The sequence below is a fragment of the Francisella noatunensis subsp. noatunensis genome, assembly GCF_009823375.1.
Lineage (GTDB): Bacteria > Pseudomonadota > Gammaproteobacteria > Francisellales > Francisellaceae > Francisella > Francisella noatunensis.
On sequence record NZ_WBSX01000014.1, the window covers coordinates 1 to 24,225 of the forward strand.

Sequence of the window (24,225 nt, forward strand, 5' to 3'; positions counted from 1 at the left end):
ATTTCTATCAAAAAGTGATGATATTAACTTTGAGAGTTTAGCTGATGTTTTGATTGAAGAGCTAGAGAGCTTTTTGAATCGTTAAATTTGAAAAACCAAAAAAATGGAGGGCTCTGCAAACAACCCCGATAAGGGTTATTAATATCTAACAAATAAACTATTTTAGTTCCAATATAGCTATAAATATGTACCTACAAAATTTGGAAAATATTAACTCTGCATATAACAATTTAACAAAAGAGTTGAAAATAGACCATACTCCATCGGTGTATATAATGAAGACCAACGCAACAAAACTGGATCAAATCTATTTCTCTGAGCATGAACAAGTACCAGAGTATATAATTGAAAGAGCTCTTAACTATCTATCAACAAACAAGGATAATTAAATATGAAAAAAATTATTTTAAGCATAACTACGATTTTAGCGATTGCATCTTTTGGCTTTAGTTAATACGCAAAATACAAAAAATCAATGTAATATAGAATCTTGTGAGCTAAGCATAACTCATGCAGAAGTAAAAGAGACTAATAGCAACAATACTGCCATAAAAATGCATATCAAAAATAGTGGTGATAAAACTGTAGATATAATTGCAGCTTATTCACCTATAGACAAACAAACACAACGTCATCACTTCGTAACAATTGGTGATAAGCGTGTAATGAAACAAATCAAAACTATTGAAATATATCCTCACAACAGTGTTGACCTTTCATACCAAGAACTACATGTTATGCTAATTGGTCTGAAACAAAAAATTACAAAAGGTCAAAAGATACCTGTAATGTTGATCTTAGAAGATGACAGTACACTATCAACAACTGCAATAGTTGATTAACTTTTTAGAGTAATTTTCTCTTACAATCTCCAATCTATAATATCAAGATCTTTTGAAGTTAAATATTGATTAGCTTTCACGAAGTGATCACACCCCTCAAAACCTCTATATACAGATAATGGTGATGGATGTGATGATTCCAAAACTAAATGCTTGGCAGTATCTATAAGATTTTTTTTCTTGCGAGCATGCGAACCCCATAGCATAAATACAACATTTGTTTTATTATCAGATATCTTTTGAATTACAGCATCTGTAACAATCTCCCAACCAATATCTTTGTGTGAATTAGCCTTATGGGCTTCTACAGTAAGAGTTGTATTCAGAAGAAACACACCCTGTTGAGCCCAAGATGTGAGACAACCATGATTAGGTGCTTTAAATCCCGTGATACTTCGCTCTAATTCTTTGTAGATATTACGTAGGGATGGTGGAACATCAACTCCTTGTTGTACAGAAAAAGCAAGACCATGTGCTTGATTGTAATTATGATATGGATCTTGCCCTAGAATTACTACTTTTAGATTATTAAGCTCAGTATACTTAAAAGCATTAAAGATATCCTCTTTTTTTGGAAATATAATCTTACCAGACTTTGTTTCACTCGCAAGAAATTCCAATATAGCCTTAAAATAGTCTTTTTGCTTTTCATCAGCTAAAACATCTGACCAATTCATTACTTCCTCCTAGAGCAAACTTGTATTTCCTCTATCTAATAAAACAAATCTTACAAACAATAAATATGAATAAGTAGCTGTCTCATTAGTAACCTACCTATACAAAAACTAATATGGTATTATTACTTACATTTTCACTTATAGTCTGAATCAATTTGATAGCTAATTGAATATATAATCCAGATCGCTAAAACAATATATTATCAAAGCGTTAAGCAGATATCTAACAAAAGCACCTATGACTTGATAACCCTAAGCTTAGGCACTAAAATCAGCATCAACATAGCACAAATAAATACCACTATACCTATTATCATAAAATTATGGGTATAAATATCTAAACTCTGTAAAACTGTTCTTTCACTATCATTGCTATCTGCACTCATACTACCTAGTATTCCAGCAATTTTGCCGCCTAGCATCGATGCTAAAAATCACACACCTGTAGCGGTCCCTGAGATGCTAATTGGAGATAACTGAGTAATCATTGCTAAACCAATAGCTGCTATACAAATCTCCGATGCTGACTGAAGCGCATACGATAGGACTAGCCACCACGATGATGTAAATCCTGCCACAGCACTAATCTTACTTGCATACAATGTAAAAAACGCCAAAGAACACAAAAACATTCCAATAGTAAATTTAGTGGCATGTGTACTTGGGAACTTCTTAAAAAGATACATCAACAATGGTGTCAATAACGCAATAAATAATGGATTTAATAACACATACGAAGAATATGGAATCTCAAACCCAAATAGTGTCCTATCAACATTATGCTTAATAAATAATGCTATCGATGTTGGCATCTGAAAATATAATGAGAAAAATACCACCGCTTGGATTATCAATACTAATGCTACACAAGCATCTTATTTCTCGCAATCTTTGAACCTTGAGCAAACGCAATAAAAATAAAATATATAAAACCTAACACCACTACCGAATAAGCAATTATCGAGCTTACTAAATTATTTGAGATAATTAAGCCAAGAATATATGTAAAAATAGCCGCGAATATAAATACCAAAGGAATATATTTCTTGCTTGATGGTTTGTTATCAACTGGACTTGGTACCTTTCTGACAATTGTATAAAAGATTAAGAAGTTAGCTAGACCTATAATTACGCCTATTGAGCAAATCATAAAGCCTAACGAATAACTATCATACACCTTAGACAGTACCGGCACCATTAACATCACTAAAATAGCACCAACATTAATCACAAAATAGTACAATGTCATTGCTACATTAATCATCTGACTGTCTCTATCGAACATCTTGGAGATCAGTAAGGTAGGATTAGCCTTGAATAGCGCGTTACCAACAATTAGACCAGCTAGACAAAAATATATCGAACTTGCAGTTGCAAACGCCAAACCTGCATAAGAAAGAGCAAGCACAATCGCTCCGACAATAATAGTCTTACGAGGACCAAGTAACCCATCTCCGACAAATCCACCGATAATTAATAAACCATAAGAAAAAGCTCCATACGATGTAAAAATAATAGTAGATTTTTCTTCAGAGAAACCTAATCCATCCGATAAAAAAGCTACCAAGATCGCAAAAATACCTCCATAACCAAAGCGTTCCCAAAATTCTATAATCCAAACAACCCAAAATGGTGCTGATAACTTTTCTTTATTTATATTTGTCATATTTACTTTTGATAACCATATATTAACTAATGAAAATATACTAATAATACTTCAGTTACAAACAGATTTATAAAATGAGACCGAAAAGTGAATGTTTTTTAGAAAAATTAGCTAGAAATATAAATTTTAATTATTTTTTCTTTTTCTGAGGAGGAAGATCTGTTGCAGTACCTTCAAAGACTTCTGTAGCCATCATTAAACTCTCAGATAGAGTTGGATGAGGGTGAACTGTAAGAGCAATATCTTCAGCATCACAACCCATTTCTATTGCTAGAGCAGCTTCAGAAATAAGCTCGCCAGCATTAGTACCCACAATAGAAGCACCTATGATCTTGTGGTTCTCATCAAATAGAACCTTAGTCATACCTTCTGATCTATCGATACTGAGAGATCTACCACTAGCTGCCCATGGGAACACACCCTTCTCATACTTGATACCTTTTGCTTTTGCAGAAGTCTCTGTCTCACCTACCCAAGCAACCTCTGGATCAGTATAAGCAACAGAAGGAATCACTAATGGATCAAAACTATGGTTTAGACCAGAAATAACTTCAGCAGCTGTTCTTCCCTCTGGTACAGCTTTGTGAGCAAGCATAGGCTGACCAACGATATCTCCAATTGCGAAAATATTTGGTACATTTGTACGAAGTTGTTTATCTACAGGGATAAAGCCTCTTTCATCAACTTTAACACCTGCTTTTTCTACATCAATTAGCTTACCATTTGGCTTACGACCGATAGCCATAAGTACTCTATCGAATCTCTCATTCTTAGCAGGATGATCTCCTTCCATAGTTACATAAATACCATCTTCTTTGGCTTCCATAGCTGTTACACCTGTTTTTAAGCGAACATCATAACGGCTATTTACTTTTTGGTATACTTTGACTAAATCTTTGTCAACACCATTCATAAGCTGATCAGCAAATTCAACAACAGTAATCTTAGTGCCTAGTTCAGAATATACTTGAGCCATCTCAAGACCGATAATACCACCACCTACTACTAACATCGTCTCTGGGATTTCTTTCATCTCTAGAGCACCAGTAGAGTCGATAATTCTGTCATCTTTAGGTACAAATGGTAAATTAATTACGCTTGATCCTGCTGCAATAATACAGTTATCAAAAGTAATCTTAGTAACCTTACCATCAGCAGCTTCTACAGCCAATTCTTTGTCAGAAGTGAATTTACCGTAACCTTGTACGATTTTCACTTTTCTCATCTGAGCCATGCCTTTTAGACCGCCAGTAAGTTTACCGATAACACCATCTTTATACTTCAAAAGATTCTCTCTGTTGATTTTAAGACCGCCCATCTCAATAATGCCTAGAGACTCTAAATGACGCGCTTCATTGATAACTTTAGCAATATGAAGCATCGCCTTAGATGGGATACAACCAACATTTAGACATACACCACCAATTTCAGCATATCTCTCAACTAATACCACTTCTAATCCCAAGTCAGCTGCTCTAAAAGCTGCACTATAGCCCCCAGGACCACTACCTAAAACTACAACTTGTGTTTTAATATCACTCATTTTAAAACTCCGTGTTTACATTATGATTTCACGTAAATCAGATAAAATCTGACAATATCTAGTCAAGAACTTAGCAGCTAATGCACCATCAATTACTCTATGATCTGCTGACATAGACAGAGGTAGCATTGTTCTAGGTTCAAATTCTTTACCATTCCACACTGGTTTAACAGCAGTCTTAGATACACCCATAATAGCTACTTCTGGCATATTAATAATTGGGGTAAATGCTGTAGTCCCAAGCACACCTATACTAGAGATAGTAAATGTAGCCCCAGTCATATCTTTGGCACCTAGTTTACCATCACGCGCTTTGCCAGCTAATTCCATAATATCTTTTGATATCTCAATAATACCTTTTTTGTCAGCATCCTTGATAACAGGAACCATTAGACCAGCTGGTGTATCAGCAGCAAAGCCAATATTGTAGTATTTCTTCAATATCAAGTTTTCACCATCATTTGATAGTGAACTATTCATTCTTGGGAACTCTTGAAGCGCTACAGCAGCAGCTTTGACCAAGAATGATAATGGAGTAATCTTAACTCCAGTTTTCTCAGAAAATGCTTTTTTAGACTTTCTAAACTCTTCAAGATCAGTAACATCTGCATCATCATAGAATGTAACGTGAGGAATCTTAACCCAGTTTCTATGCAAATTTTTTGCACTAATTTTGTTGATACGAGTCAATGGTTGAGTTTCAATCTCTCCAAATTTAGCAAAATCTACCACTGGATCATCTAGAAGATCTAAACCACTACCACTAGCAGCAACTTTACCAGTTTGAACTTGTGTTACTGCATGCTTGATATAGTTATAACAGTCTTCTTTTGTTACACGTCCTTTACGACCTGTAGCTTTGACCTTACTTAAATCAACATTTAAAATTCTAGCTAGCTTTCTCACTGCTGGGGAAGCATGAGCATTAGAATTATCTACCGCATACTCATTAACATTAGTTTGAACTGGAGCAGGTGCTGCTGGTTGAGACTCTTGCTTAAGAGCTTCTTGCTTTGCTGGCTGACTAGGTGCTGCTACAGGAGCTGTGCCCTTTGTCTTGACCTTAAGAATCAAGCTACCCTGAGAAACTTTATCACCAACTTTTGTGATAATCTCAACAACTTTTCCGGCAACAGGAGATGGTACTTCCATACTAGCTTTATCTGTTTCTAATGTAATCAAAGAATCTTCTTCAGCAATCTCATCACCAACAGCTACTGACACTTCGATAACATCAACACTATCATAGTCACCAATATCTGGAACTTCTACATCAACTATAGCTGTAGCTTGCAGCTGTTGCGCTGGAGCAGCTTCTTGCTTAGGTTCAGCTGCTGTCACATCACCTGCAACCTCAGCTTCCATAATAGCAGAACCTTGCGAAACTTTGTCGCCAACTTTTACAGTCAACTTAACAATCTTACCTGCTATAGGAGATGGAACCTCCATACTAGCCTTATCTGTTTCTAATGTAATCAAAGAATCTTCTTCGGCGATAACATCACCTTCAGCAACATTAACTTCGATCACATCTACACTATCATAATCCCCGATATCAGGAACTTTAACTATCTCTATAGACATTAATATCTCCTCACCGATTAGCAATATAGCGGAGCTACACGCTCTGGGTCTATATTATATTCCTTAATCGCATCTTTAACTTCGCTAGCCTTAACCTTACCATCTAAATGTAAAGCATACAATGATGCTACAACCACGTGATATCTATCAACCTCAAAGAAACTTCTTAGAGCTTCACGAGTATCAGATCTACCAAAACCATCAGTACCTAAATTGACATAAGTATGCGGTATAAATTCTCTTAGCTGATCCGTATATAACTTGATATAGTCAGTAGAAGCAATCACAGGACCTTGCTCATTCTTCAAGCATTTTTCTATGTAGCTTTCTTTTCTCTCAGCATCTGGATGAAGCATATTTTCTCTTGCTACTTTTTTAGCTTCTCTATGAAGCTCATTAGCAGAAGTCATACTCCAAACATTTGAAGTGATACCATACTCATCTTTTAGCATCTTAGCCGCAGCTTCAACTTCTCTTAATATAGAACCTGAACCTAATAATTGCACATGCTTGTCAGCTGGTTTAGTATCTTCAAGTTTATATAGACCTTTGATAATACCTTCTTCACAACCCTCTGGCATAGCTCTATGAGAATAATTCTCGTTCATCACCGTAATGTAGTAATAAACATGCTCGCCTCTAACATACATTCTATTCATACCTTCGCCAAGAATTACTGCTAACTCATAAGCATAAGTAGGATCATAAGAAATACAGTTAGGGATAAGTCCAGCTTGGATATGGCTATGACCATCTTCGTGCTGTAGACCTTCACCATTTAGAGTTGTACGACCAGAAGTACCACCAATCACAAAACCTTTTGCCATAGAGTCACCCGCAGCCCATGCAAGATCACCAAATCTTTGGAAACCAAACATAGAGTAGTAAATCATGAAAGGAATCATCGGCACCTTATGCACACTATAAGATGTAGCAGCAGCTATCCACGAACAGAATCCTCCCTGCTCGTTGATACCTTCTTGTAAAATCTGGCCATCTTTAGCTTCTTTGTAGAACATTACTTGTTCTTTATCTTCAGGTACATATTGTTGGCCAGCAGGATTATAAATACCTAACTGTCTGAATAGACCTTCCATACCAAAAGTACGTGATTCATCAACCGTGATTGGTACAATATGCTTACCCAATTTCTTATCTTTTGCCAAGTGAGATAGTATTCTTACAAAAGCTGTAGTAGTAGAGAACTCTCTATCACCACTATCTTCTAATAAGTTTTTTGCAAACTCTTGATAAGTTGGGATAGCCAATGGCTCGTTATTCTCTAATCTTGCTGGAATATAACCACCTAAAGCTGCTCTTTTTGCATGAAGATACTTCATCTCAGCAGAATCCTCAGGTAAAGAAACTAATTTATAATTCTCGATATCTTCTTTTGTAGCAGGAACATTAAATCTATTTTTGATATGCTCAAGAGCATCTGTATCAAGTTTTTTGACATTGTGTGCAATATTCTTAGATTCACCCCATTCACCTAAACCATAACCTTTAACAGTCATAGGTAGAATAAGTGTTGGCTTACCATTTGCTTGCTCAACAGCTTTCTTATATGCAGCATAAATCTTGATAGGATCATGGCCACCACGACGCAATGCTTGGATATCTTCATCTGTCATATCTTTAGCTAAAGTTTCAAGATCTTCATCACCACTAAATACTACTCTACGGCACTCAGCACCACCGTGGGCTTTGATAGTGTGGAATTGACCATCATTTAGCTCGCTTAATCTTTGAGCAAGCTTTTTGCCGCCTTTTTGATCTTGTAGTAATCTATCCCAATCACTACTCCATAAAACTTTGATAACATTCCAGCCAGCACCAGCAAATACATCTGCTAACTCTTCAACAATATTACCGTTACCGTTTACAAGGCCATCTAGTCTTTGTAGGTTACAGTTAACTACAAATATAAGGTTATCTAAGCCTTCACGACCTGCTCTAGTAATAGAACCAATTGATTCCGGCTCATCCATCTCACCATCACCACAGAATGCCCAAACACGACGATCAGAAGTTTCAGCTAACCCTCTAGCTTCAAGATACTTCATAAATCTAGCTTGGTAGATAGCTTGAAGTGGACCTAAGCCCATAGATACAGTTGGGAACTGCCAATAAGTAGGCTGTAAATATGGATGCGGGTACGAAGAAACGGCATTTTCTTTATCAAAAGCTTGTCTTCTAAAATTCTCTAATTGCTGTTTTGTTATTCTACCCTCTAGGTATGAACGAGCATATACGATTGGAGAAAGGTGTCCTTGGTAGAAAATCAAATCACCTGCCTGATTCTCATTTGGAGCTTTCCAAAAATGATTAAAACCAACTTCATATAGGGTCATAGCACCAGCACCAGTACCTATATGGCCACCGATAGAGCCTTCTCTTTTGTTAGCCGATGCAACTATTACTGCCGAATTCCATCTATTTATGGCTTCGATTCTTTGCTCAATTTCCATATCACCAGGATAGCTTGGCTGCTCAGAAACATCTATAGAATTTATATATCTCTTAACTTTTGCTGTTGAGTAAGCACTCTCTATACCAAGTTCAGCACCTTTACTAAGCAACTGTTCAAATAAAAACTTAGCTCTATCAGCACCTTCTCTTTTAATGACATCTTCAAAAGCCTCAAGCCACTCTTGAGTTTCTAAAACATCAATATCTTTAGTGAAATCCGACATCCTTTATCCTCCGAATTAATCGAATATTAACGAAATTAAAACTTAACCACTCGATTATAAGTTAATCTATAAATAACATCAACTATATAACACTGTTGAATGGTTAAGTGAAGAAAATTTATGATTTACTATATCGATATTTATATTGCCTAAAATTAACCAAGCATTAAGAATCTTTTATCCTTAACACAAATTTATTACTTATTCTTCAAAACCCTCTGCAAATATAGCATCACTCCTGCATAAGCTGCTCTTAATTTGGTATTGTATTTTGGTGCTGGTGACTGCTGAAGCTTAATAAACTCATTAATAAGCTCTATTACTGAACATGGCTTGAGTGTATTTGGGTGAATATAGCTAGGGTAGATGATATATGCCGCAGCAACAACCTCTGCTAAACTAAGTTTACGCTGTCTACGTGACTCAACTAAAGCATCATTTGTAAGACCCCAGCCAGCGTAAAAAGGCATACCATAGGTATAGACATCTTTACCATACAAAAGTCCCTCAAAACCAGTAAGCGACGTAATAGTATGCACCTCATCAACCACAGATAGTACAGATGCCATACCAATATCAGTTATAATCTCATCACAATACTGTAGCGATTGCTCCTCCGGAACATTACCTAATCTATTACCACTTAGAACATCTGGATGTGGCTTGTAGATAATATACTCATCTGGCTTAGCTTGACGGACCTTTTTGAGTAACTCTAAGTTAGTCATACCTCTACCACCAAATTTGATAGATGCATCATTCTCAACTTGACCTGGCACTAGAATTTTTCGCATGTTGGAAGGAAGATTAAGCTCACGATGTGCATCTTTGTTATATTTCGATAGCTTTGAATTTATGAGCTTAGTGATTAGGGTATCCGCTTGTTGCAAAAGCCACTTATCAAAATCATGATAATTTAGAATATTCTCTAGCTTGCTTGGACATGTTGCATCAAAATATATTCCGATATCATCAAAAACTTGTGAATACGGCTGAGTCAAATCAGATCCTAATGCTACTGAACGGATAAAACCATCTTCTACGCGCGTTATTTTGATATTATTAGCTCGAGCAAATTCTTGAACTTCTGCAAACTCTTTGCGACCCCAAATAAAAATCTCGATATCAGCGTATTTCTTGAGTCCTTTGCGACATGCTAGATCATACTCACTAGCAAATATTGAATTTATAAAACAAATCTTAGCATCTGAATACTCTGCGAGAAATGGCTTAATATAATCATGTTTCCATCTTGAAAAACCAAACAAAAAAATTCTTTTAATATCTGTTATTTTCTGACTCATAAGTCAAACGTATCTACCAATATAGCCCAAAGTATTATTTATGATACTTATTAATTTCTCAGAATATAATAGTGCATCTTCAAAAATATCAACTAAATCATCTTCAACATATTCATGGGTCATGGTATTTCTAACATCTTTCATAACTCTAATCTCTTCTAGAGTATCCTACTACATAAAGTTTCAAACCGACCAGACTCATCTATACTATAATCTTGTTTTATTTCTATTGCCACACTCTCTTTATAAGAAATATCTAACCAAAAAAGCTGTTTTTCTAATAGTCTTTTATCTGAAAGTAATTTTTATTTTATCATAATAAAATAGCCTTATCAAATATCATTTTCGTAAAGGTCTCTTTTAAGCTACCATCACCTAAAACAATATCTATTTTCTGCTCACCAAAGTGCTTAAAAAATCAAGTCCAATACTTCTCAAGTCTCCATTTGACATATCATTAGCTATAATAAGCAAATTAATATCGCCGCCTTTTTTACTATCATCGTTACAACTACTAAATAAATATATTTTTGCAGTAGTTGAGATTTTTGCTAATGATGTTTTCAAAACTTTTATTTGCTCAACACTAATTCTTATACAAAAAAATCGATAAAAATACTAATGTCATAATTATAAGCTAATTACGGAATAATTTCATCGACTGATCAACACTTGAGCCTTACTATCCGACTGTTCTATCTGATCTCTGAATTCTAATTTCTTAACCCTTCATACTAGCGCCTTTTGACAATCTCAGTAATAGTATCAATAATATTGGACTGTCTTTTTTTGTAAGGATTATAATATCTTGAATAAAGAATATATGCGGCTGCAAAAACCTCTTCTATTGATAGCTTACGGACTCTACGATCACATTTGACTCTATCATCTGTAATACCCCAGCCTGCATAATATGGCATACCAAAACAGACACATTCACAGCCGGACAATAACGCCTCAAAGCCCATACCTGATGTCTTAGTATAAACCTTATCAAAATGCTTAAGCAATGATACTGGATTAATATTCTCCGTGATTACGGCAATATTCTCTGGGATATTTGCAATATCAATATCCGACTGTTTCTTACCAGTAAAGACATCTGGATGTATCTTGAGATATATTTTAGCTAGTGGATTCTCTAGGATAGCTGCTTCAAGCATATCATCTGTACTATAGTGATTAGCTAGACCATATTCAAGGCTACTATCACCAGCAGTTTGAGCAATGATTAATATATTCTTTTTGCTTTTATACAGATTATATTTTTGACAAAACTTTTCATCCACTTCAGGGGCATTGTTATACTTAGAAACATTATATTTTCTAATCAACATCATAGCCTCTCGTGCTGTTGCTAGCAACCCATTATCTGCAACAAAATCATAACTATTTAGGATATTCTCTAACCTACTTGGCATAGTAGCATCATAGTAGATACCTATATCATCTACTACCACACTAAATGCCGGAGAACCATCGACACCTAAGCCAAGTGAGCGAATAAAACCATCTTCATATAATCTTACAGTACCGCCAAATTTTGCGTGACACCATAGTGCCAGTCGTCCAGTCTTTTTGCGACCCCAACCAGCAAATTTGCGCTTGTAGAAAAGTTGTAAGAAGTTGTTAATATAGTAGCGATAACGATAGAGCATTATAGTTTATTTAAGTCCCACAACTTGCTTAATCATCTCTAGATTATTTGTCCATGTGAAATTTGCTAATACATATTCTGATCCTGCTTTTGCCATCACTAAATCATCATCACTTAGACCATCTCTAGTTACACGCTCCACTATCTCATCTATTTGTTGCTTAGTCTCAATCACATGACAATATTTAGCAAACATCTTCTGAACCGCTAAAGTATTATTAGTGATCACAATCCCACCACAAGCAAGTATCTCTATGAGCCTTCGCGAGAACATTGTCGGAGAATCTTCAATAGTATTTACATTTAAAGACAACATATGATCACGGTATATATCGGCAGTTTGTTTATAGCTAACAGAACTTTTAACACTCATATTATCCAACTTTGGATAGCGATAGTTTTCAGAATCACGCCCAGAATTACGATCAAAAACTGTCAAACCAAGCCCAGCGGAGCATACTGACTCAAACATCATATCTTGAATCTCTCTACGCTTAGAATGTATGTGATGCGAATAGCTACCTGCAAAATTAGCTCGCTTGTGTTTAAAATCAAAGCCTTTGAAATAGTGTATCTTAGGTTGTACAGCAAACATCATTGTATTTACAGTAATCTTGGAGCTAACCGCTTCTTGATACTTAGGTATACAATTCTCATCAACTGTAAATATATACTCAAAATGCTTAACACTATCTATAAATCTATCAAAGTGTACGCCATCTTCTTTGTTCCAAAATACTGTAGGTATACCCAATCTCTTGGCATAATCAACTACCTTGATAAGCTTAGCGTTTGATCTCTTAGGATGATCTGGATATGAAGCTATCTTAAACTTCCAACTATTGCGATAGCCTTGCCAAGCCGACTCGACAAAAAACAAATCTGGTTTAAAGATTTTAAAGATGAACTTATAATTAAGCGGAGTAATATTATAGCAAGTGCAGTTGTCTTCGTAACCAATTGTAGCTGTAGTTATTTGATCTGCTATTATTGCTATTTTTAAATTGACCACTAATTATAGATAATTATTAATTCTAATGAACAAAGATTATAGCACAATAACATTTTCAATAAAATTTATTAAAGATTGTAGCTGAATTTAGATTATGCTACTTTTAAAAGAATAATGGATATGATTTTGTGTTTTTATAGTTATGAAAATTTTTGATTTAGTTAGGATCTAGATAACTTTAGTACTAAATTTTCTTACTAAAGAGCACATGATTTTATATAAATCATTGTCTTTGTTATTCCACCTAAACTCACACTCTTTTAAGTGTAAGACAAACTTATCATCACTTAATCCATTAAATTTAGCAAGTCTTCTTTTAGAAAAAGACCAAAATGACTCTATACCATTAACATGGTTTTTACCACGAGCAAATTCATTGTGAGAATGATAAATTCGGTAGTGATCATAACCTTTAAGAATTAGTCCATCATATGCTTTCCAGCCATCAGTATAGATTGTACTGTTTTCGAGTATTTTGCCCTGTATTATAGGCATTAAGGACTCTTTAGAGCAGTTTGGCATAATAGAAACATAGACTTTATTGTTTTCATTTCACTTTAAAACACCAAATACTGGTGTTTTACCTACAGCTCCACGACCACGCTTACCTCGTACTCGTTTAGCTCCAAAACAAGACTCATCTAGCTCAAACTCTCCAGCAGATGCAAAGAACTTTTCATCAGATAATAGAATTATTTTACGAAATCTATCAAAATAACGGTTAATTGTGACTCTGCTAACATTAGGCATTTTACTTGTATTTGTTGCTGTTAAATCCAAGCAAAAACACTTTAAAATTTCTCTAATTTTAGCATCTGAAATATGCGAACGTTTTTTTATATCTTCCAAACATAGATAAAATATAGCTCCATCAATGATTTTTGACAAGCTAAAGTTATCTAGACCCTTAGTTAATATATTTAGAGCATTTCTGCCACATAAAACTATGATAACTATCGAAGAAATCGAGGCTGGACATATTAATGATACTTTTTTCATATATACAGACAATAACGATGACTATGTACTACAACGAGTTAATCACTATGTATTTAAAGATGTTCCAGTATTGATGCAGAATATGCAAATAGTCACAGATCATATAGTCAATAAGCACAAAAACGATAATAAATGTTATCAAAGTTGCTTAAAGGTAATCTTAACCACAGATAACAAACCATATTTCAAAGATGACAACGGTAACTTCTGGAAACCTAATAACCTAATCAAAGATGTCAAAAACTATGATAAAGTAGAATCTGCTAAGATTGCTTATGAAAGTGGCAAATCATTTGGTGAATTTCAGTATATGCTAGATGACATTGATGCTGATGATCTAAGTATGACTATAGTTAATTTCCATGATCTTGATACAAAATATCATGATTTTTGCACTGCTATTGAGTATAACCATGAATCAAGACTAGATGGTATTACTGATTTTGTCGATGATATCAAGTCACTATATGACAGTATTATAAATCTTAAAAATATTACAAAAACAGCTAACATTCCTATGCGAGCGACACATAATGATACCAAGATCAATAATGTCTTATTTGACAATCAAGATAATGCTGTAACAGTGATAGATCTAGATACTGTTATGCCTAGTTTTATCCACTTTGATTATTCAGATGCTATCAGAACTGTTACAAACAGTGCGGATGAAGATGAGAAAGATCTAACCAAGGTTTATATGAATTTTGAGTATTTCAAAACTTTTACAGAATGTTTTATAACTCCGATATACCACAATTTAACAGAAGATGGGAAGCAAACACTACCTAAAGGTGCTAGTCTACTAGCTTACCTATTATGCTTACGCCTTATAACAGATTATCTAAATGGTGATAGGTATTTTAAGGTGGCATACCCTGAGCATAATCTAGTTCGCGCAAAGACTCAATATACTCTTGCCAAAAGTATTATTTCTCAACAAAATGATATTGATAAATATTTTGAAGAACTATACAAAAGATGTGAGCTACAATAGATAGCTAATTTTGTGCTCTTTAGCTATAGCATATTAGATAAATATCGGATGGATTATACTTATGACAAAGAACAACGATATAACCCTGAAATCAAACTCAAACTCATACATTTGTAATCATTTCTATAATACTTTAGATGGTCGTGTCGAGAAAGACTACCCAACTATAGTTAATTTACAAGCAAGTGATAAATACTTGCACATTCAATTTGAGTGTTTGAATAATCTATATACAGACTACAACAGCTATACAGATAATAATTCTGAAATGTGTCGACAAGAAGTTTTTGAGGTATCTGTAGCAGCAGGATCAGATACTCCAAGAGAGTATTTTGAGTTTGAAGTTAATCCTAATGGTGCTATATTTTGTGCAAAGATACTCAACTCTGACAAAAAAGGTTCCTCACTAAAAGCTGATTTATCGATGCTCAACAACAGTTGATACATCATAAAATATCCACAAAAGATAAATGTTACTCAGGAAGTATAAGCATACCTTTTATAGACAACTCAAAAGACTTCAGAATAAACCTCTATAGAATTGTGGCTATCCAAGAACCTCTAGATAAAAATTGGCAAAATAATGAGCTTAACTCAAAATTATGAAACATACCCAAAGACTCTAATAACTGGCAAGTACACACAAATGAATTTGAACGATTACCTACGTCTAACTTGGATTTAGCAGGATTTAAATACTCACTTATTAGCTTTAGCTTATACAAACTCTAATAAAACTTCATCATATTTATAGCTACACATTGTTTATCTATTGAAATATCTGATATTTGATTAGAAACATAAAAGGCTTTGACAATTCATTAAGATTGCAACCATACTGATTGTCATCTATAAATTTAACAATATTACTACTTGGGTAGAGATAATGACAGTATCACCTTTCTCGCTCAGCAATTTGTGCTAGGAAGAGTTTTTTTACCTCTAAATGTGAGGCTGGAACTTTTTGCTTTTCAGGATACAATCTAGCATATATATTTGTAACATCACTCATATTCTTTTACTAAAACATTTATCTTACCTAATTTACTTAAAATACTTCTCAAGCTTTTGATAAGGAGTTACATCACCAATCTCGACATTTTTCTCAAAAAAATTATACTTATTAGTTAGTGTTATAAGCTCTTCCACTAAATCTTGCTTATTTTCTAAGGCAGCTTCTTTAAATAGATCTTTAATCAAATTATCAATTACTGATAGAGATTTTGATTTATTGATAAACTGATCCATAGATACTAAATCATATTTAATACCCGCTCTCTTACAAAGCCTGTTAAACTTAGATAGACCTTTGATTTGCAGAGTATTGTCTATATTTATTTGGTCTATTGTATATGGACACTCTTCGACAAGATTCTCGACAAATGATGCCACACATATGTAGCTAGCAACACGATAAACATTAAAATATATTTCTTTGGAAAAGCTATCAATAGCTATAAATAAATATTGCGATTCTAAAATCTCACAAAGAGGTAGTGTCATTACAACAATATAAAACCTCTTTCCAGGGTAACTATCACCTAGTTTTTTTGATTCATTTTTTAAAATCATATAATTTTTTAAACTATCTTTAGAAACTCTTTTGAGAACAGGCTCATTATTTTGACCTATAAAAAAATTATTTATCCTAGCTACAACAAGATTTTTTTCACCTAGTTTATCTACTATGCTAATCACCTGCTTATAATCAAAAAATTTACCATTAAATTTATAGAAAAAAACAACTTCATAAATACCTGGTACAATATGCATACCAAACATTTTAGTATTTAATTTTGTATAAAAATGCTTCTCTACATTACCATAAGAGTCATATATATAATAAGCGTACTCACAATCCTCTACAATCTCATTTTCTACAGATATTTTGGAATCCACCAATACAATACTTCTGAAAATATTTTTTACATCTATCACTTAATATTACCTATTACAATAAATAAATTATACACCACTACGAATAGCCCTATTCAGTATTAGAAATGTTTAATTATGCATACAAATCAAATTATCAAACAATTTATACTTAGAGAAACACTCATTTTTTTATTATTATTTCTGTACAGTTTTACTTTCATTTTGGTTGAGTAAATATTAATTTCTTCCATTACAGAACACCTTAATCTTTTCTATATATACAAAATCTATGAAAATTGCTTACTCTTAGCATAAGGATTATCTATCGTTGAAGATATAACCTCTTGATCATCTAAATTAAAAGTAGTTATATATATACCAGTCACTGTTATCAAAGAAAGATTATGCCAACCCCATGGCTCACAATTCATTAGTGAGACAACCTTAACTTCTATATCAACAATATCGCAATGTGCTGGAACATAAATATCAACTGTAGTTGTCCTAAAACTACATGACAAGTCCATTTCATGGAACTCTCCACTATTTATAGATATTATACAGGATAATCTACCTTTATATGATGATGATTTACCTGATTCAATATAAAAAGTCACTCTACTCCCCATATCCCCTGTAGATATAGACTTAATTATAGAAAAATAATCTCCTTTAGCTGGAATTTCTTTATTAAAACCTAACACTACTCTATGACAGTCAGATTTGTCTTCATATAATTCCAAATTATTAGAAAATTCAAGTCGATATGGAACAATAGGTATCCTAAATAGTTCTAATCTATCTTTATCTAATTCCTTCGCCAAAAATAGATAATACTCATCTATGTAATGAAAGGGTGCTCTACCCCATTTGTGGTTAGATGAACTTACTAATGTATCCCAGGGTGATAGATAAAATTGGTATATACCAAGATCTTCACCCATGATACAATATAGCTTCTCAAGAAAGAAGTTTGTTTCTCTAACTGTCTTTTCATCATGAAGATTACCCTTATCATCTGCGTATGCTAGATAGCTTTTATTTACTCTTATCTTATCAAGGATATCGCTATTCCTACACTGTGCTATAAATTCTTTCCAAGCCATCTTCCAACGCACAACATAGTCATTACTACATGCTTTAATGACTGTAAAACTACAATATGTAGCGCAAACACTCTTAAATTCATTAGATATGGTTGCAATAGATCCATCAGGAAACTGACATAAATCAAACCTATGATCTATCAGATCAATTAATAATATATCAAACTTGTGCATATTCAAACTTGATTTAAAAACATTTTCCAAGTCATCTTTTACTATTCTTTGTTGAAAAGCTGAACTAAGCTTATGAGAATACTTATCATCGACATTTGGAGCATTCGTGTATACACTAATAAATGAACTTCTTGCATAATATTTAACAACACTTAAGTTTGGATTGTTAAACTCAAATATATCCCTACTAATACAACTACCAAAGATTAGCACACTTAACTTTGTAATCATACCATTACCCTATCGAAATCTATACTATTAGATGGGTTATCACAAGTATTTAAAAACTGTTCTACATTAAATGTCCACGTGTGAGACTCCATAGATTTCCTCCTCATACATAAAAAATTATAAGGATCTGTTGAGTATATCCTATAACCACGTGATTTCGCTTCAATCAAGAAGTTAGTATCTTCACCCGTATTCTTACTTACAAATCCAATTTCTTTCATTATAGATGTTTTAGAGATAATAGTAGCTCCTGTTATAAAGTCTATATATTTATAGCTTGCGCCTTTATACTTCTCATATGTGCAATCTTTCTCTTCAAAGTATATAAATATATGTTTTTTACCTATAATATCTGCTCCAGAATACTTAAATGCATTAATCGCATCTAATATATAGTATTCACCATAATAATCATCGTCGTCCATTTTAGCAATATAATCACCATTTGCAATATTTACAGCATTATTAAAACACTCTCCCAAGCTTATTTTTTCATCGTATTGTAATACTTTAACATTAATATTTTCAATATTGCTCAAAAAATCCTCAACTTCTTTAGCATTAAATTTATTATCATTTAAAACTATTATGCTTTCGATATTATTATACTTCTGTTTTGACAGATTATTCTTAATATTTTCTAGATAGTTTATTCTATTTGTTACTGTTATTGTTGTAACTTTTTTGTCTTCAAGCCTATATGATAATCCTATTTTTTTAAATATTCTCTCCATCCTTTTTGAGTATGTATGCTCCAAAAAGACTTCTCTCATTGCTAAATGATTCTTATGCTTGATAGCTTTAGGATTGCTTAGTATGCTATCGATAGAGTTTCTAACCTCATCACTATTATTACATATAGATACATATTCGGAGAATAATCTCTCAATCCCCCTTGACTCAGTTGATACAACTGGTGTTCCACATGCCAGTAATTCAAATACCCTACGTGAAAACATTGTTTGAGACTTATAGATAGTATTAACATTTAAGAAAACTTTATAATGCCTATACGCCGTTAGCATTTTGTCATACTCTAAAGAACCAACTATATATTTTTGATATTTCCTTGGAAAGATTCTATTTGTAATACTCTCCTTACTGCCATACATACGGTCAAATATATGAAGATCGCACTCAATTGCCCCATCCAGCACTACTGAAGTAAACTTTTTACGATCCTCAAACTCTGGTTTGTCATACCAACTACCTGCAAAACATACATCATACGTAGGTAGTTTTGTATCCTTAATAGGATTGTGTATCAATGGTTGAGCAGCAAACATCAACGAGTATACATTTTCATGATTAACTGCTCTTTTATAATCCTTTATCTTCTCTGCAGCTGTTGTGAAAATAAAATCACAATCTTTCGCAATATTTATAAATTCATCAAAATTAGTCGGATCTTCTTTATTCCAAAAAACTACAGGTATTCCTTTAGCTTTTGCAAACTTAATCAGCTCTCTAAGAGGTTTAGCAAATGGCTTATCATAGCTAGTCATCATAAACTTCCATTGACCATTATTGCCATTCCAAGCTGATTCTAAAAATAATAATTCTACTTGATTATCTATTAGTTGTCTTTTCCATTCTTTTTTATTTAACTTTATAAAATTAGCCTCATACTCAAATGAGTCTAAAGAAAATGTATCCATTATAACCGCAATATTAACATCAAATGTAGGCTTAGGCTTAAGACCCTTAAGCTTATCATATACTGGAAAGTCTATTTTTGACCTACTCTCATACCCAAAAGACTCCAACCTCATTATTTCACCTACCATATCAGACAACCTTTGCTGCCCTCTATGAGTTAATGGGTTACCACGCTTATATGACTTCCTAATTTTTTTGAGTACACCAAATGTCTTGATAGGAGCATATTTGAGCTGCATAATTGCCCTACCCAGCTTATAGTTTGTTGAGTACTCTAAAGCAATACTTTTTTTGCATAACTCGATAGCTTTATCCCTTAAAACCTGATTTTGCTTACTCAATTTATTAAAAATCACATTAACACTTTGCTCATCATCATAATCAACAAATGTGCTGAAATAAACTGGAGATATTTCAAAATTCCCAGACCCAGTGAATTTGAAGAAAAATCTAAAAGATTTACTTTTAGCTGGAGCATTTATTTTAAGAGTATTTTTACCATTATACATGCGCGAATATTGATGCGAGATCTTTTTATACTCGTTATTATAAAATACTACCCAGTATTCTAATATTCCTGTAGACATTTTAACATTAATTACGACTTTATATGTACCTTCCGATATAGCACATTTTTTTTCTAACTTAACAGTCTGATAATCAAAATACTTATCAGACATGGTATAGTACACAATCGACTCCTCTCCCTGCCTGACAAATACACTGGTGTACATAGGGAAATCTTTTACTAAAAACTCTTTATCAACATCCTCTACATTTGTCCATAGAAAGTCACTATCGCCTAAAGATATTTGTTTACACACAAAAAAACTTGGCTTAACAATACTCATAACTACTCCTCGGTAGCAACATCAACTAGATTCCACAAAACATTAGAGGCATTATTAATTATACTAACATCGATAGCATTGACACCAGGTGTAACCACCTCTAATATCATACTTAAGCTAACATCAGAAATTAAAACCTCTCCACTTCCAGAAAAACGGAAAACTATTCGATATGAGCAGCACTCTTTCTCAACACTTAATTTTCGAGAATTCCTACCATTGTATAGCCCGATATATTCTGACCTAACCTTTTTACAATTTCGATCATATAAAAACACCCACATCTCGGTAACAACATCCCCAGAGACTCTATTTAATGTACAATCCAAATTATATTCGCCTCCAGAAATGAGACACTCTTTTTCGAAAGATTTTTTTTGAAATTCAAAGTACTCATCAGTCATCTGATAATAACGCTTCGCTCCACTTGGCTGCAAGATCAATACTCTACTCTTACAAGAATCGACATCTTTTATAACTACCATATTACCATTACTTTTAGAAGACATCCACTTGAATTTATCACTAGATAAAGATGTGACTATAGAAATATTTACAAACATTACACTATCCTCATAGATTAACAAAATCAACTAATTTATCAGATTTTAAACCTATAAATTCTCTATGCTTGACCAATGACACCAATACATCAGCATTTTCTTTAGCTTGCTCAAATGACACTAACTGTACATTTTTACGATTAGCTAGTACTGCCGGTAGCTCTTTGATATTTGGCTCAACAGCTAATATATCTACACTATCGATATCTGACAATAACTTTGTAATATCTAGCGCAGGAGACTCTCTTAGATCATCAATATCTGGCTTAAATGCTAAGCCAAGACAAGCTATCTTAGGACTCTTGATACCTTTGATAACTTCTTTTACCTTAGAGATCACATAATGTGGTTTACTATCATTCACGCGTCTTGCTGTACCTATAATCTTAGCATCCTCTGGAAATGCATTTACAATAAACCATGGATCGACAGCGATACAATGCCCACCAACTCCACAACCTGGTTGCAATACATTTACTCTAGGGTGTTTGTTTGCCATTGTAATTAGCTCCCAAACATTGATTCCCATCTTATCACACAGCATACTTAGCTCATTAGCAAATGCAATATTCACATCTCTAAAAGAGTTCTCTGTAAGCTTACACATCTCTGCTGTACGAGCCGTTGTAATACTACACTCGCCTTGTACGACCAGCTTATAAAGAGCTGCAGCATACTCACTACACTTTGGTGTCATACCACCGATTATACGGTCATTCTCCACAAGCTCTCTGATCATTTGCCCTGGCAATATACGCTCTGGACAATGTGCAACTCTAATATCAGAATCCTCACCATGAGTCTGCGGGAAAGTCAGGTCTGGTCTTTGCTCCGCAATCCATGCAGACATTTTTTCAGTAGCACCTACTGGAGATGTTGACTCCAGTATTACTAGATCACCTTTTTTCAAAACTTTAGCCAATGATTTGGCTGCTGACTCGATATAGTCAAGATTTGGCTCATAATCATCACCCTTAAATGGTGTAGGTACAGCTATGATAAATGCATCAGCCTCTTGTGGCTCTGTATATGCTTTTAGCAAGCCTTTAGCAACCACATCTTTGATTAGCTCAGCAAGACCTGGCTCTTCAATATGAATACGACCATCATTGATAGTATCTACAGCATGCTTATTTACATCCACACCTTTGATATGCATACCACCACGAGCAAACACTGCCGCAGTAGGCAAACCAATATATCCTAAACCAACCATACAAACTGAATTAAATTTCATAGTTTTCTATCCTTTTATTTTAGTGATCCAATTTTCTATAAAGTGTAATATTTTTAACGATGCATTACCATCACCATACGGATTGTGTGCATAAGCCATTTTGTTGTAATGAGTCTCATAATCAAGTAGACGAGATACATTAGCCACTATACTATCTGTCTCAGCACCTACTAACATAATAGTACCTGCATCTACGGCCTCTGGTCGCTCTGTAGTATCTCTCATAACTAATACTGGCTTACCAAGTGATGGCGCCTCTTCTTGAATACCACCGCTATCTGTAAGCACCAAATAGCACTTACTAAGCAGATATACAAATGGTAAATAATCTAAAGGCTTAATCAAGAATACATTATCAATATCAGATAAAAGGTCTTGCACTGGCCTTTGTACATTTGGATTTAGATGTACGGGATATACAAAGTCAACATCTGGATATGATTGAGCAAGAGTCTTTAGAGCATTACAGATATTAAGCATACCATCACCATGATTTTCACGGCGATGTCCAGTCACAAGCACTATCTTTCTATCAGACAAACTATAACCTTCAGATACAATAAAATCAGCAACCTGCTGCTCAAGCTCTGGCTTAGATTTAATCTGATATAATACCATAAACAATGCATCAATCACAGTATTACCTGTGACTAATATTTTGCTATCCATGATATGCTCTTTAATCAAGTTTTCCTTGTTTTTCTCAGTAGGAGCAAAGTGGAATTTTGAAATCTGTGTAGTCAGAAGTCTATTTGCCTCTTCTGGCCATGGTGAATATAGATTGCCTGTTCTAAGTCCAGCTTCTACATGCCCCACCTTTATTTGCTGATAAAAACATGCTAGAGATGTTGCAAATGTTGTAGTTGTATCACCATGCACTAGAACAATATCTGGCTTGTAATCAATCAAAACATGACGCATACCAAGCAATATTCTTGTCGTCACATCATACAAATCCTGACCTGGCTTCATAATATTAAGGTCATAATCTGGTACGACTTCAAAAAGATTAAGAATTTGATCTAGCATTTGTCTATGCTGCCCAGTTACACAAACCTTCATCTCCACTACTGATGCATGCTTCTCAAACTCTTTCACAAGAGGAAGCATTTTAATTGCCTCCGGACGCGTCCCAAATACAAGCAAGACTTTTCCTTTCACATTTGTCTCCTAAGTTATGTTTATAGATTAGATTAGATTAGATTAGATTAGATTAGATTAGATTAATTCTAGCAGCATAATATTGATTTTTGAAGTTTTTTGTTCAGATCAATATATAGAGGGAAAAGAGCAGAGTTCAGAGCTAAAGTAATTTTGAATTTTGATAATTATAAAATACTCCACCTAGCCTCCTCTAATAATAGAGGAGTGATATTTTAATATACTAGACTGTTCATAACTAAGAATTTAGAATTTAAAATCAATTACATCGGAGCTATAAACACTCTAGCTGCAAAGGCAATCTGGAACACAATCTGTGATATCGTAGCCAAGATAGGTAATGCCTCTGACATACCTTCATTCGGAACTATTATCTGATCTCCACCTT

23 protein-coding genes and 1 pseudogene are annotated in these 24,225 nt (G+C 33.9%); 4 read left to right on the forward strand and 20 right to left on the reverse strand.

The window, feature by feature from the left end; genetic code table 11:
* The first annotated feature begins 185 nt into the window (after positions 1–185).
* A complete protein-coding gene (locus tag F8C69_RS10455) occupies positions 186–389 on the forward strand; it encodes a hypothetical protein (RefSeq protein WP_234384144.1) in 204 nt (67 codons plus the stop codon).
* Positions 390–440: 51 nt separating this feature from the next.
* A complete protein-coding gene (locus F8C69_RS02365) occupies positions 441–842 on the forward strand; it encodes a copper chaperone PCu(A)C (protein WP_234384145.1) in 402 nt (133 codons plus the stop codon).
* A 20-nt stretch (positions 843–862) separates the two neighbouring features.
* Here the strand turns inward: F8C69_RS02365 and ung are convergent, their stop codons facing one another.
* From ung to F8C69_RS02430, 13 genes and pseudogenes are all read right to left on the reverse strand, one after another.
* A complete protein-coding gene (gene ung, locus F8C69_RS02370; protein WP_159184043.1) occupies positions 863–1,519 on the reverse strand; it encodes a uracil-DNA glycosylase in 657 nt (218 codons plus the stop codon).
* 236 nt (positions 1,520–1,755) lie between these two features.
* Positions 1,756–1,941, reverse strand: coding sequence for a hypothetical protein (locus F8C69_RS02375; RefSeq protein ID WP_159184044.1), 186 nt, complete (start codon positions 1,939–1,941; stop codon positions 1,756–1,758).
* A gap of 12 nt (positions 1,942–1,953) precedes the next feature.
* A complete protein-coding gene (locus tag F8C69_RS02380; RefSeq protein WP_159184045.1) occupies positions 1,954–2,358 on the reverse strand; it encodes a POT-type proton-dependent oligopeptide transporter in 405 nt (134 codons plus the stop codon).
* A gap of 23 nt (positions 2,359–2,381) precedes the next feature.
* The gene (locus F8C69_RS02385) at positions 2,382–3,185 is read right to left on the reverse strand and encodes an oligopeptide:H+ symporter (protein WP_159184046.1); all 804 of its coding nucleotides are present in this window, start codon (positions 3,183–3,185) and stop codon (positions 2,382–2,384) included.
* 130 nt (positions 3,186–3,315) lie between these two features.
* Complete coding sequence (lpdA, locus tag F8C69_RS02390) at positions 3,316–4,728, reverse strand: dihydrolipoyl dehydrogenase (protein ID WP_159184047.1); 1,413 nt, start codon at positions 4,726–4,728, stop codon at positions 3,316–3,318.
* 15 nt (positions 4,729–4,743) lie between these two features.
* Positions 4,744–6,312 carry a pyruvate dehydrogenase complex dihydrolipoyllysine-residue acetyltransferase gene (gene aceF / locus F8C69_RS02395; RefSeq protein WP_159184048.1) on the reverse strand — a complete coding sequence of 523 codons (1,569 nt, stop codon included), beginning with the start codon at positions 6,310–6,312 and terminating at the stop codon, positions 4,744–4,746.
* Positions 6,313–6,329: 17 nt separating this feature from the next.
* Positions 6,330–9,008: a pyruvate dehydrogenase (acetyl-transferring), homodimeric type gene (gene aceE / locus F8C69_RS02400; RefSeq protein ID WP_159184049.1), complete on the reverse strand. Its 2,679-nt coding sequence runs from the start codon at positions 9,006–9,008 to the stop codon at positions 6,330–6,332.
* A 197-nt stretch (positions 9,009–9,205) separates the two neighbouring features.
* Positions 9,206–10,312 carry a capsular polysaccharide export protein, LipB/KpsS family gene (locus tag F8C69_RS02405; protein WP_159184050.1) on the reverse strand — a complete coding sequence of 369 codons (1,107 nt, stop codon included), beginning with the start codon at positions 10,310–10,312 and terminating at the stop codon, positions 9,206–9,208.
* A gap of 3 nt (positions 10,313–10,315) precedes the next feature.
* Positions 10,316–10,456, reverse strand: coding sequence for a capsule biosynthesis protein (locus F8C69_RS02410; protein WP_159184051.1), 141 nt, complete (start codon positions 10,454–10,456; stop codon positions 10,316–10,318).
* Between the two features lie 243 nt (positions 10,457–10,699).
* The gene (locus tag F8C69_RS02415; RefSeq protein WP_159184052.1) at positions 10,700–10,879 is read right to left on the reverse strand and encodes a hypothetical protein; all 180 of its coding nucleotides are present in this window, start codon (positions 10,877–10,879) and stop codon (positions 10,700–10,702) included.
* Between the two features lie 167 nt (positions 10,880–11,046).
* On the reverse strand, positions 11,047–11,970 hold the full coding sequence (locus F8C69_RS02420; RefSeq protein ID WP_159184053.1) for a capsular polysaccharide export protein, LipB/KpsS family: 924 nt from the start codon (positions 11,968–11,970) through the stop codon (positions 11,047–11,049).
* Between the two features lie 6 nt (positions 11,971–11,976).
* Complete coding sequence (locus F8C69_RS02425; protein WP_159184054.1) at positions 11,977–12,981, reverse strand: CgeB family protein; 1,005 nt, start codon at positions 12,979–12,981, stop codon at positions 11,977–11,979.
* Between the two features lie 168 nt (positions 12,982–13,149).
* A pseudogene (locus F8C69_RS02430) lies at positions 13,150–13,853 on the reverse strand (IS1595 family transposase).
* A 2-nt stretch (positions 13,854–13,855) separates the two neighbouring features.
* Here F8C69_RS02430 and F8C69_RS02435 point away from each other — a divergent pair.
* Together F8C69_RS02435 and F8C69_RS02440 are read left to right on the forward strand one after the other, a co-directional pair.
* Entirely contained in the window at positions 13,856–14,977 is a 1,122-nt protein-coding gene (locus F8C69_RS02435; protein WP_159184055.1) for a phosphotransferase, read from the forward strand.
* Between the two features lie 61 nt (positions 14,978–15,038).
* The gene (locus tag F8C69_RS02440; protein WP_234384147.1) at positions 15,039–15,419 is read left to right on the forward strand and encodes a carbohydrate-binding family 9-like protein; all 381 of its coding nucleotides are present in this window, start codon (positions 15,039–15,041) and stop codon (positions 15,417–15,419) included.
* A gap of 91 nt (positions 15,420–15,510) precedes the next feature.
* Here F8C69_RS02440 and F8C69_RS10460 read toward each other — a convergent pair whose 3' ends face one another.
* The 7 genes from F8C69_RS10460 to wecB all read right to left on the reverse strand — a co-directional run bounded on the left by F8C69_RS10460 (position 15,511) and on the right by wecB (position 23,837).
* Complete coding sequence (locus tag F8C69_RS10460) at positions 15,511–15,702, reverse strand: hypothetical protein (protein ID WP_236352300.1); 192 nt, start codon at positions 15,700–15,702, stop codon at positions 15,511–15,513.
* A gap of 319 nt (positions 15,703–16,021) precedes the next feature.
* Entirely contained in the window at positions 16,022–16,915 is an 894-nt protein-coding gene (locus tag F8C69_RS02445; RefSeq protein ID WP_159184056.1) for a hypothetical protein, read from the reverse strand.
* A gap of 227 nt (positions 16,916–17,142) precedes the next feature.
* Positions 17,143–18,366, reverse strand: coding sequence for a DUF6270 domain-containing protein (locus F8C69_RS02450; protein ID WP_159184057.1), 1,224 nt, complete (start codon positions 18,364–18,366; stop codon positions 17,143–17,145).
* Positions 18,363–20,876: a glycosyltransferase family protein gene (locus tag F8C69_RS02455; protein WP_159184058.1), complete on the reverse strand. Its 2,514-nt coding sequence runs from the start codon at positions 20,874–20,876 to the stop codon at positions 18,363–18,365. The genes F8C69_RS02450 and F8C69_RS02455 overlap by 4 nt, the downstream gene beginning before the upstream one ends.
* A gap of 2 nt (positions 20,877–20,878) precedes the next feature.
* Positions 20,879–21,439 (reverse strand): hypothetical protein, encoded by a 561-nt coding sequence (locus F8C69_RS02460; protein ID WP_159184059.1) that lies wholly within the window; start codon positions 21,437–21,439, stop codon positions 20,879–20,881.
* A gap of 10 nt (positions 21,440–21,449) precedes the next feature.
* Positions 21,450–22,676 (reverse strand): UDP-N-acetyl-D-mannosamine dehydrogenase, encoded by a 1,227-nt coding sequence (gene wecC / locus F8C69_RS02465; protein WP_159184060.1) that lies wholly within the window; start codon positions 22,674–22,676, stop codon positions 21,450–21,452.
* 6 nt (positions 22,677–22,682) lie between these two features.
* Positions 22,683–23,837: a non-hydrolyzing UDP-N-acetylglucosamine 2-epimerase gene (gene wecB / locus F8C69_RS02470; RefSeq protein ID WP_200147138.1), complete on the reverse strand. Its 1,155-nt coding sequence runs from the start codon at positions 23,835–23,837 to the stop codon at positions 22,683–22,685.
* Positions 23,838–24,225: the final 388 nt, after the last annotated feature.

Coding starts and splice junctions, on each gene's coding strand:
- F8C69_RS02385 (WP_159184046.1), bottom strand. CDS start 3,185: ATGACAAATATAAATAAAGAAAAGTTATCAGCACCATTTTGGGTTGTT.
- F8C69_RS02420 (WP_159184053.1), bottom strand. CDS start 11,970: ATGCTCTATCGTTATCGCTACTATATTAACAACTTCTTACAACTTTTC.
- F8C69_RS02375 (WP_159184044.1), bottom strand. CDS start 1,941: ATGCTAGGCGGCAAAATTGCTGGAATACTAGGTAGTATGAGTGCAGAT.
- F8C69_RS02440 (WP_234384147.1), top strand. CDS start 15,039: ATGACAAAGAACAACGATATAACCCTGAAATCAAACTCAAACTCATAC.
- F8C69_RS02435 (WP_159184055.1), top strand. CDS start 13,856: ATGATTTTTGACAAGCTAAAGTTATCTAGACCCTTAGTTAATATATTT.
- lpdA (WP_159184047.1), bottom strand. CDS start 4,728: ATGAGTGATATTAAAACACAAGTTGTAGTTTTAGGTAGTGGTCCTGGG.
- aceF (WP_159184048.1), bottom strand. CDS start 6,312: ATGTCTATAGAGATAGTTAAAGTTCCTGATATCGGGGATTATGATAGT.
- F8C69_RS02450 (WP_159184057.1), bottom strand. CDS start 18,366: ATGATTACAAAGTTAAGTGTGCTAATCTTTGGTAGTTGTATTAGTAGG.
- ung (WP_159184043.1), bottom strand. CDS start 1,519: ATGAATTGGTCAGATGTTTTAGCTGATGAAAAGCAAAAAGACTATTTT.
- F8C69_RS02455 (WP_159184058.1), bottom strand. CDS start 20,876: ATGAGTATTGTTAAGCCAAGTTTTTTTGTGTGTAAACAAATATCTTTA.
- F8C69_RS10455 (WP_234384144.1), top strand. CDS start 186: ATGTACCTACAAAATTTGGAAAATATTAACTCTGCATATAACAATTTA.
- F8C69_RS02410 (WP_159184051.1), bottom strand. CDS start 10,456: ATGAAAGATGTTAGAAATACCATGACCCATGAATATGTTGAAGATGAT.
- F8C69_RS02405 (WP_159184050.1), bottom strand. CDS start 10,312: ATGAGTCAGAAAATAACAGATATTAAAAGAATTTTTTTGTTTGGTTTT.
- wecC (WP_159184060.1), bottom strand. CDS start 22,676: ATGAAATTTAATTCAGTTTGTATGGTTGGTTTAGGATATATTGGTTTG.
- aceE (WP_159184049.1), bottom strand. CDS start 9,008: ATGTCGGATTTCACTAAAGATATTGATGTTTTAGAAACTCAAGAGTGG.
- F8C69_RS02460 (WP_159184059.1), bottom strand. CDS start 21,439: ATGTTTGTAAATATTTCTATAGTCACATCTTTATCTAGTGATAAATTC.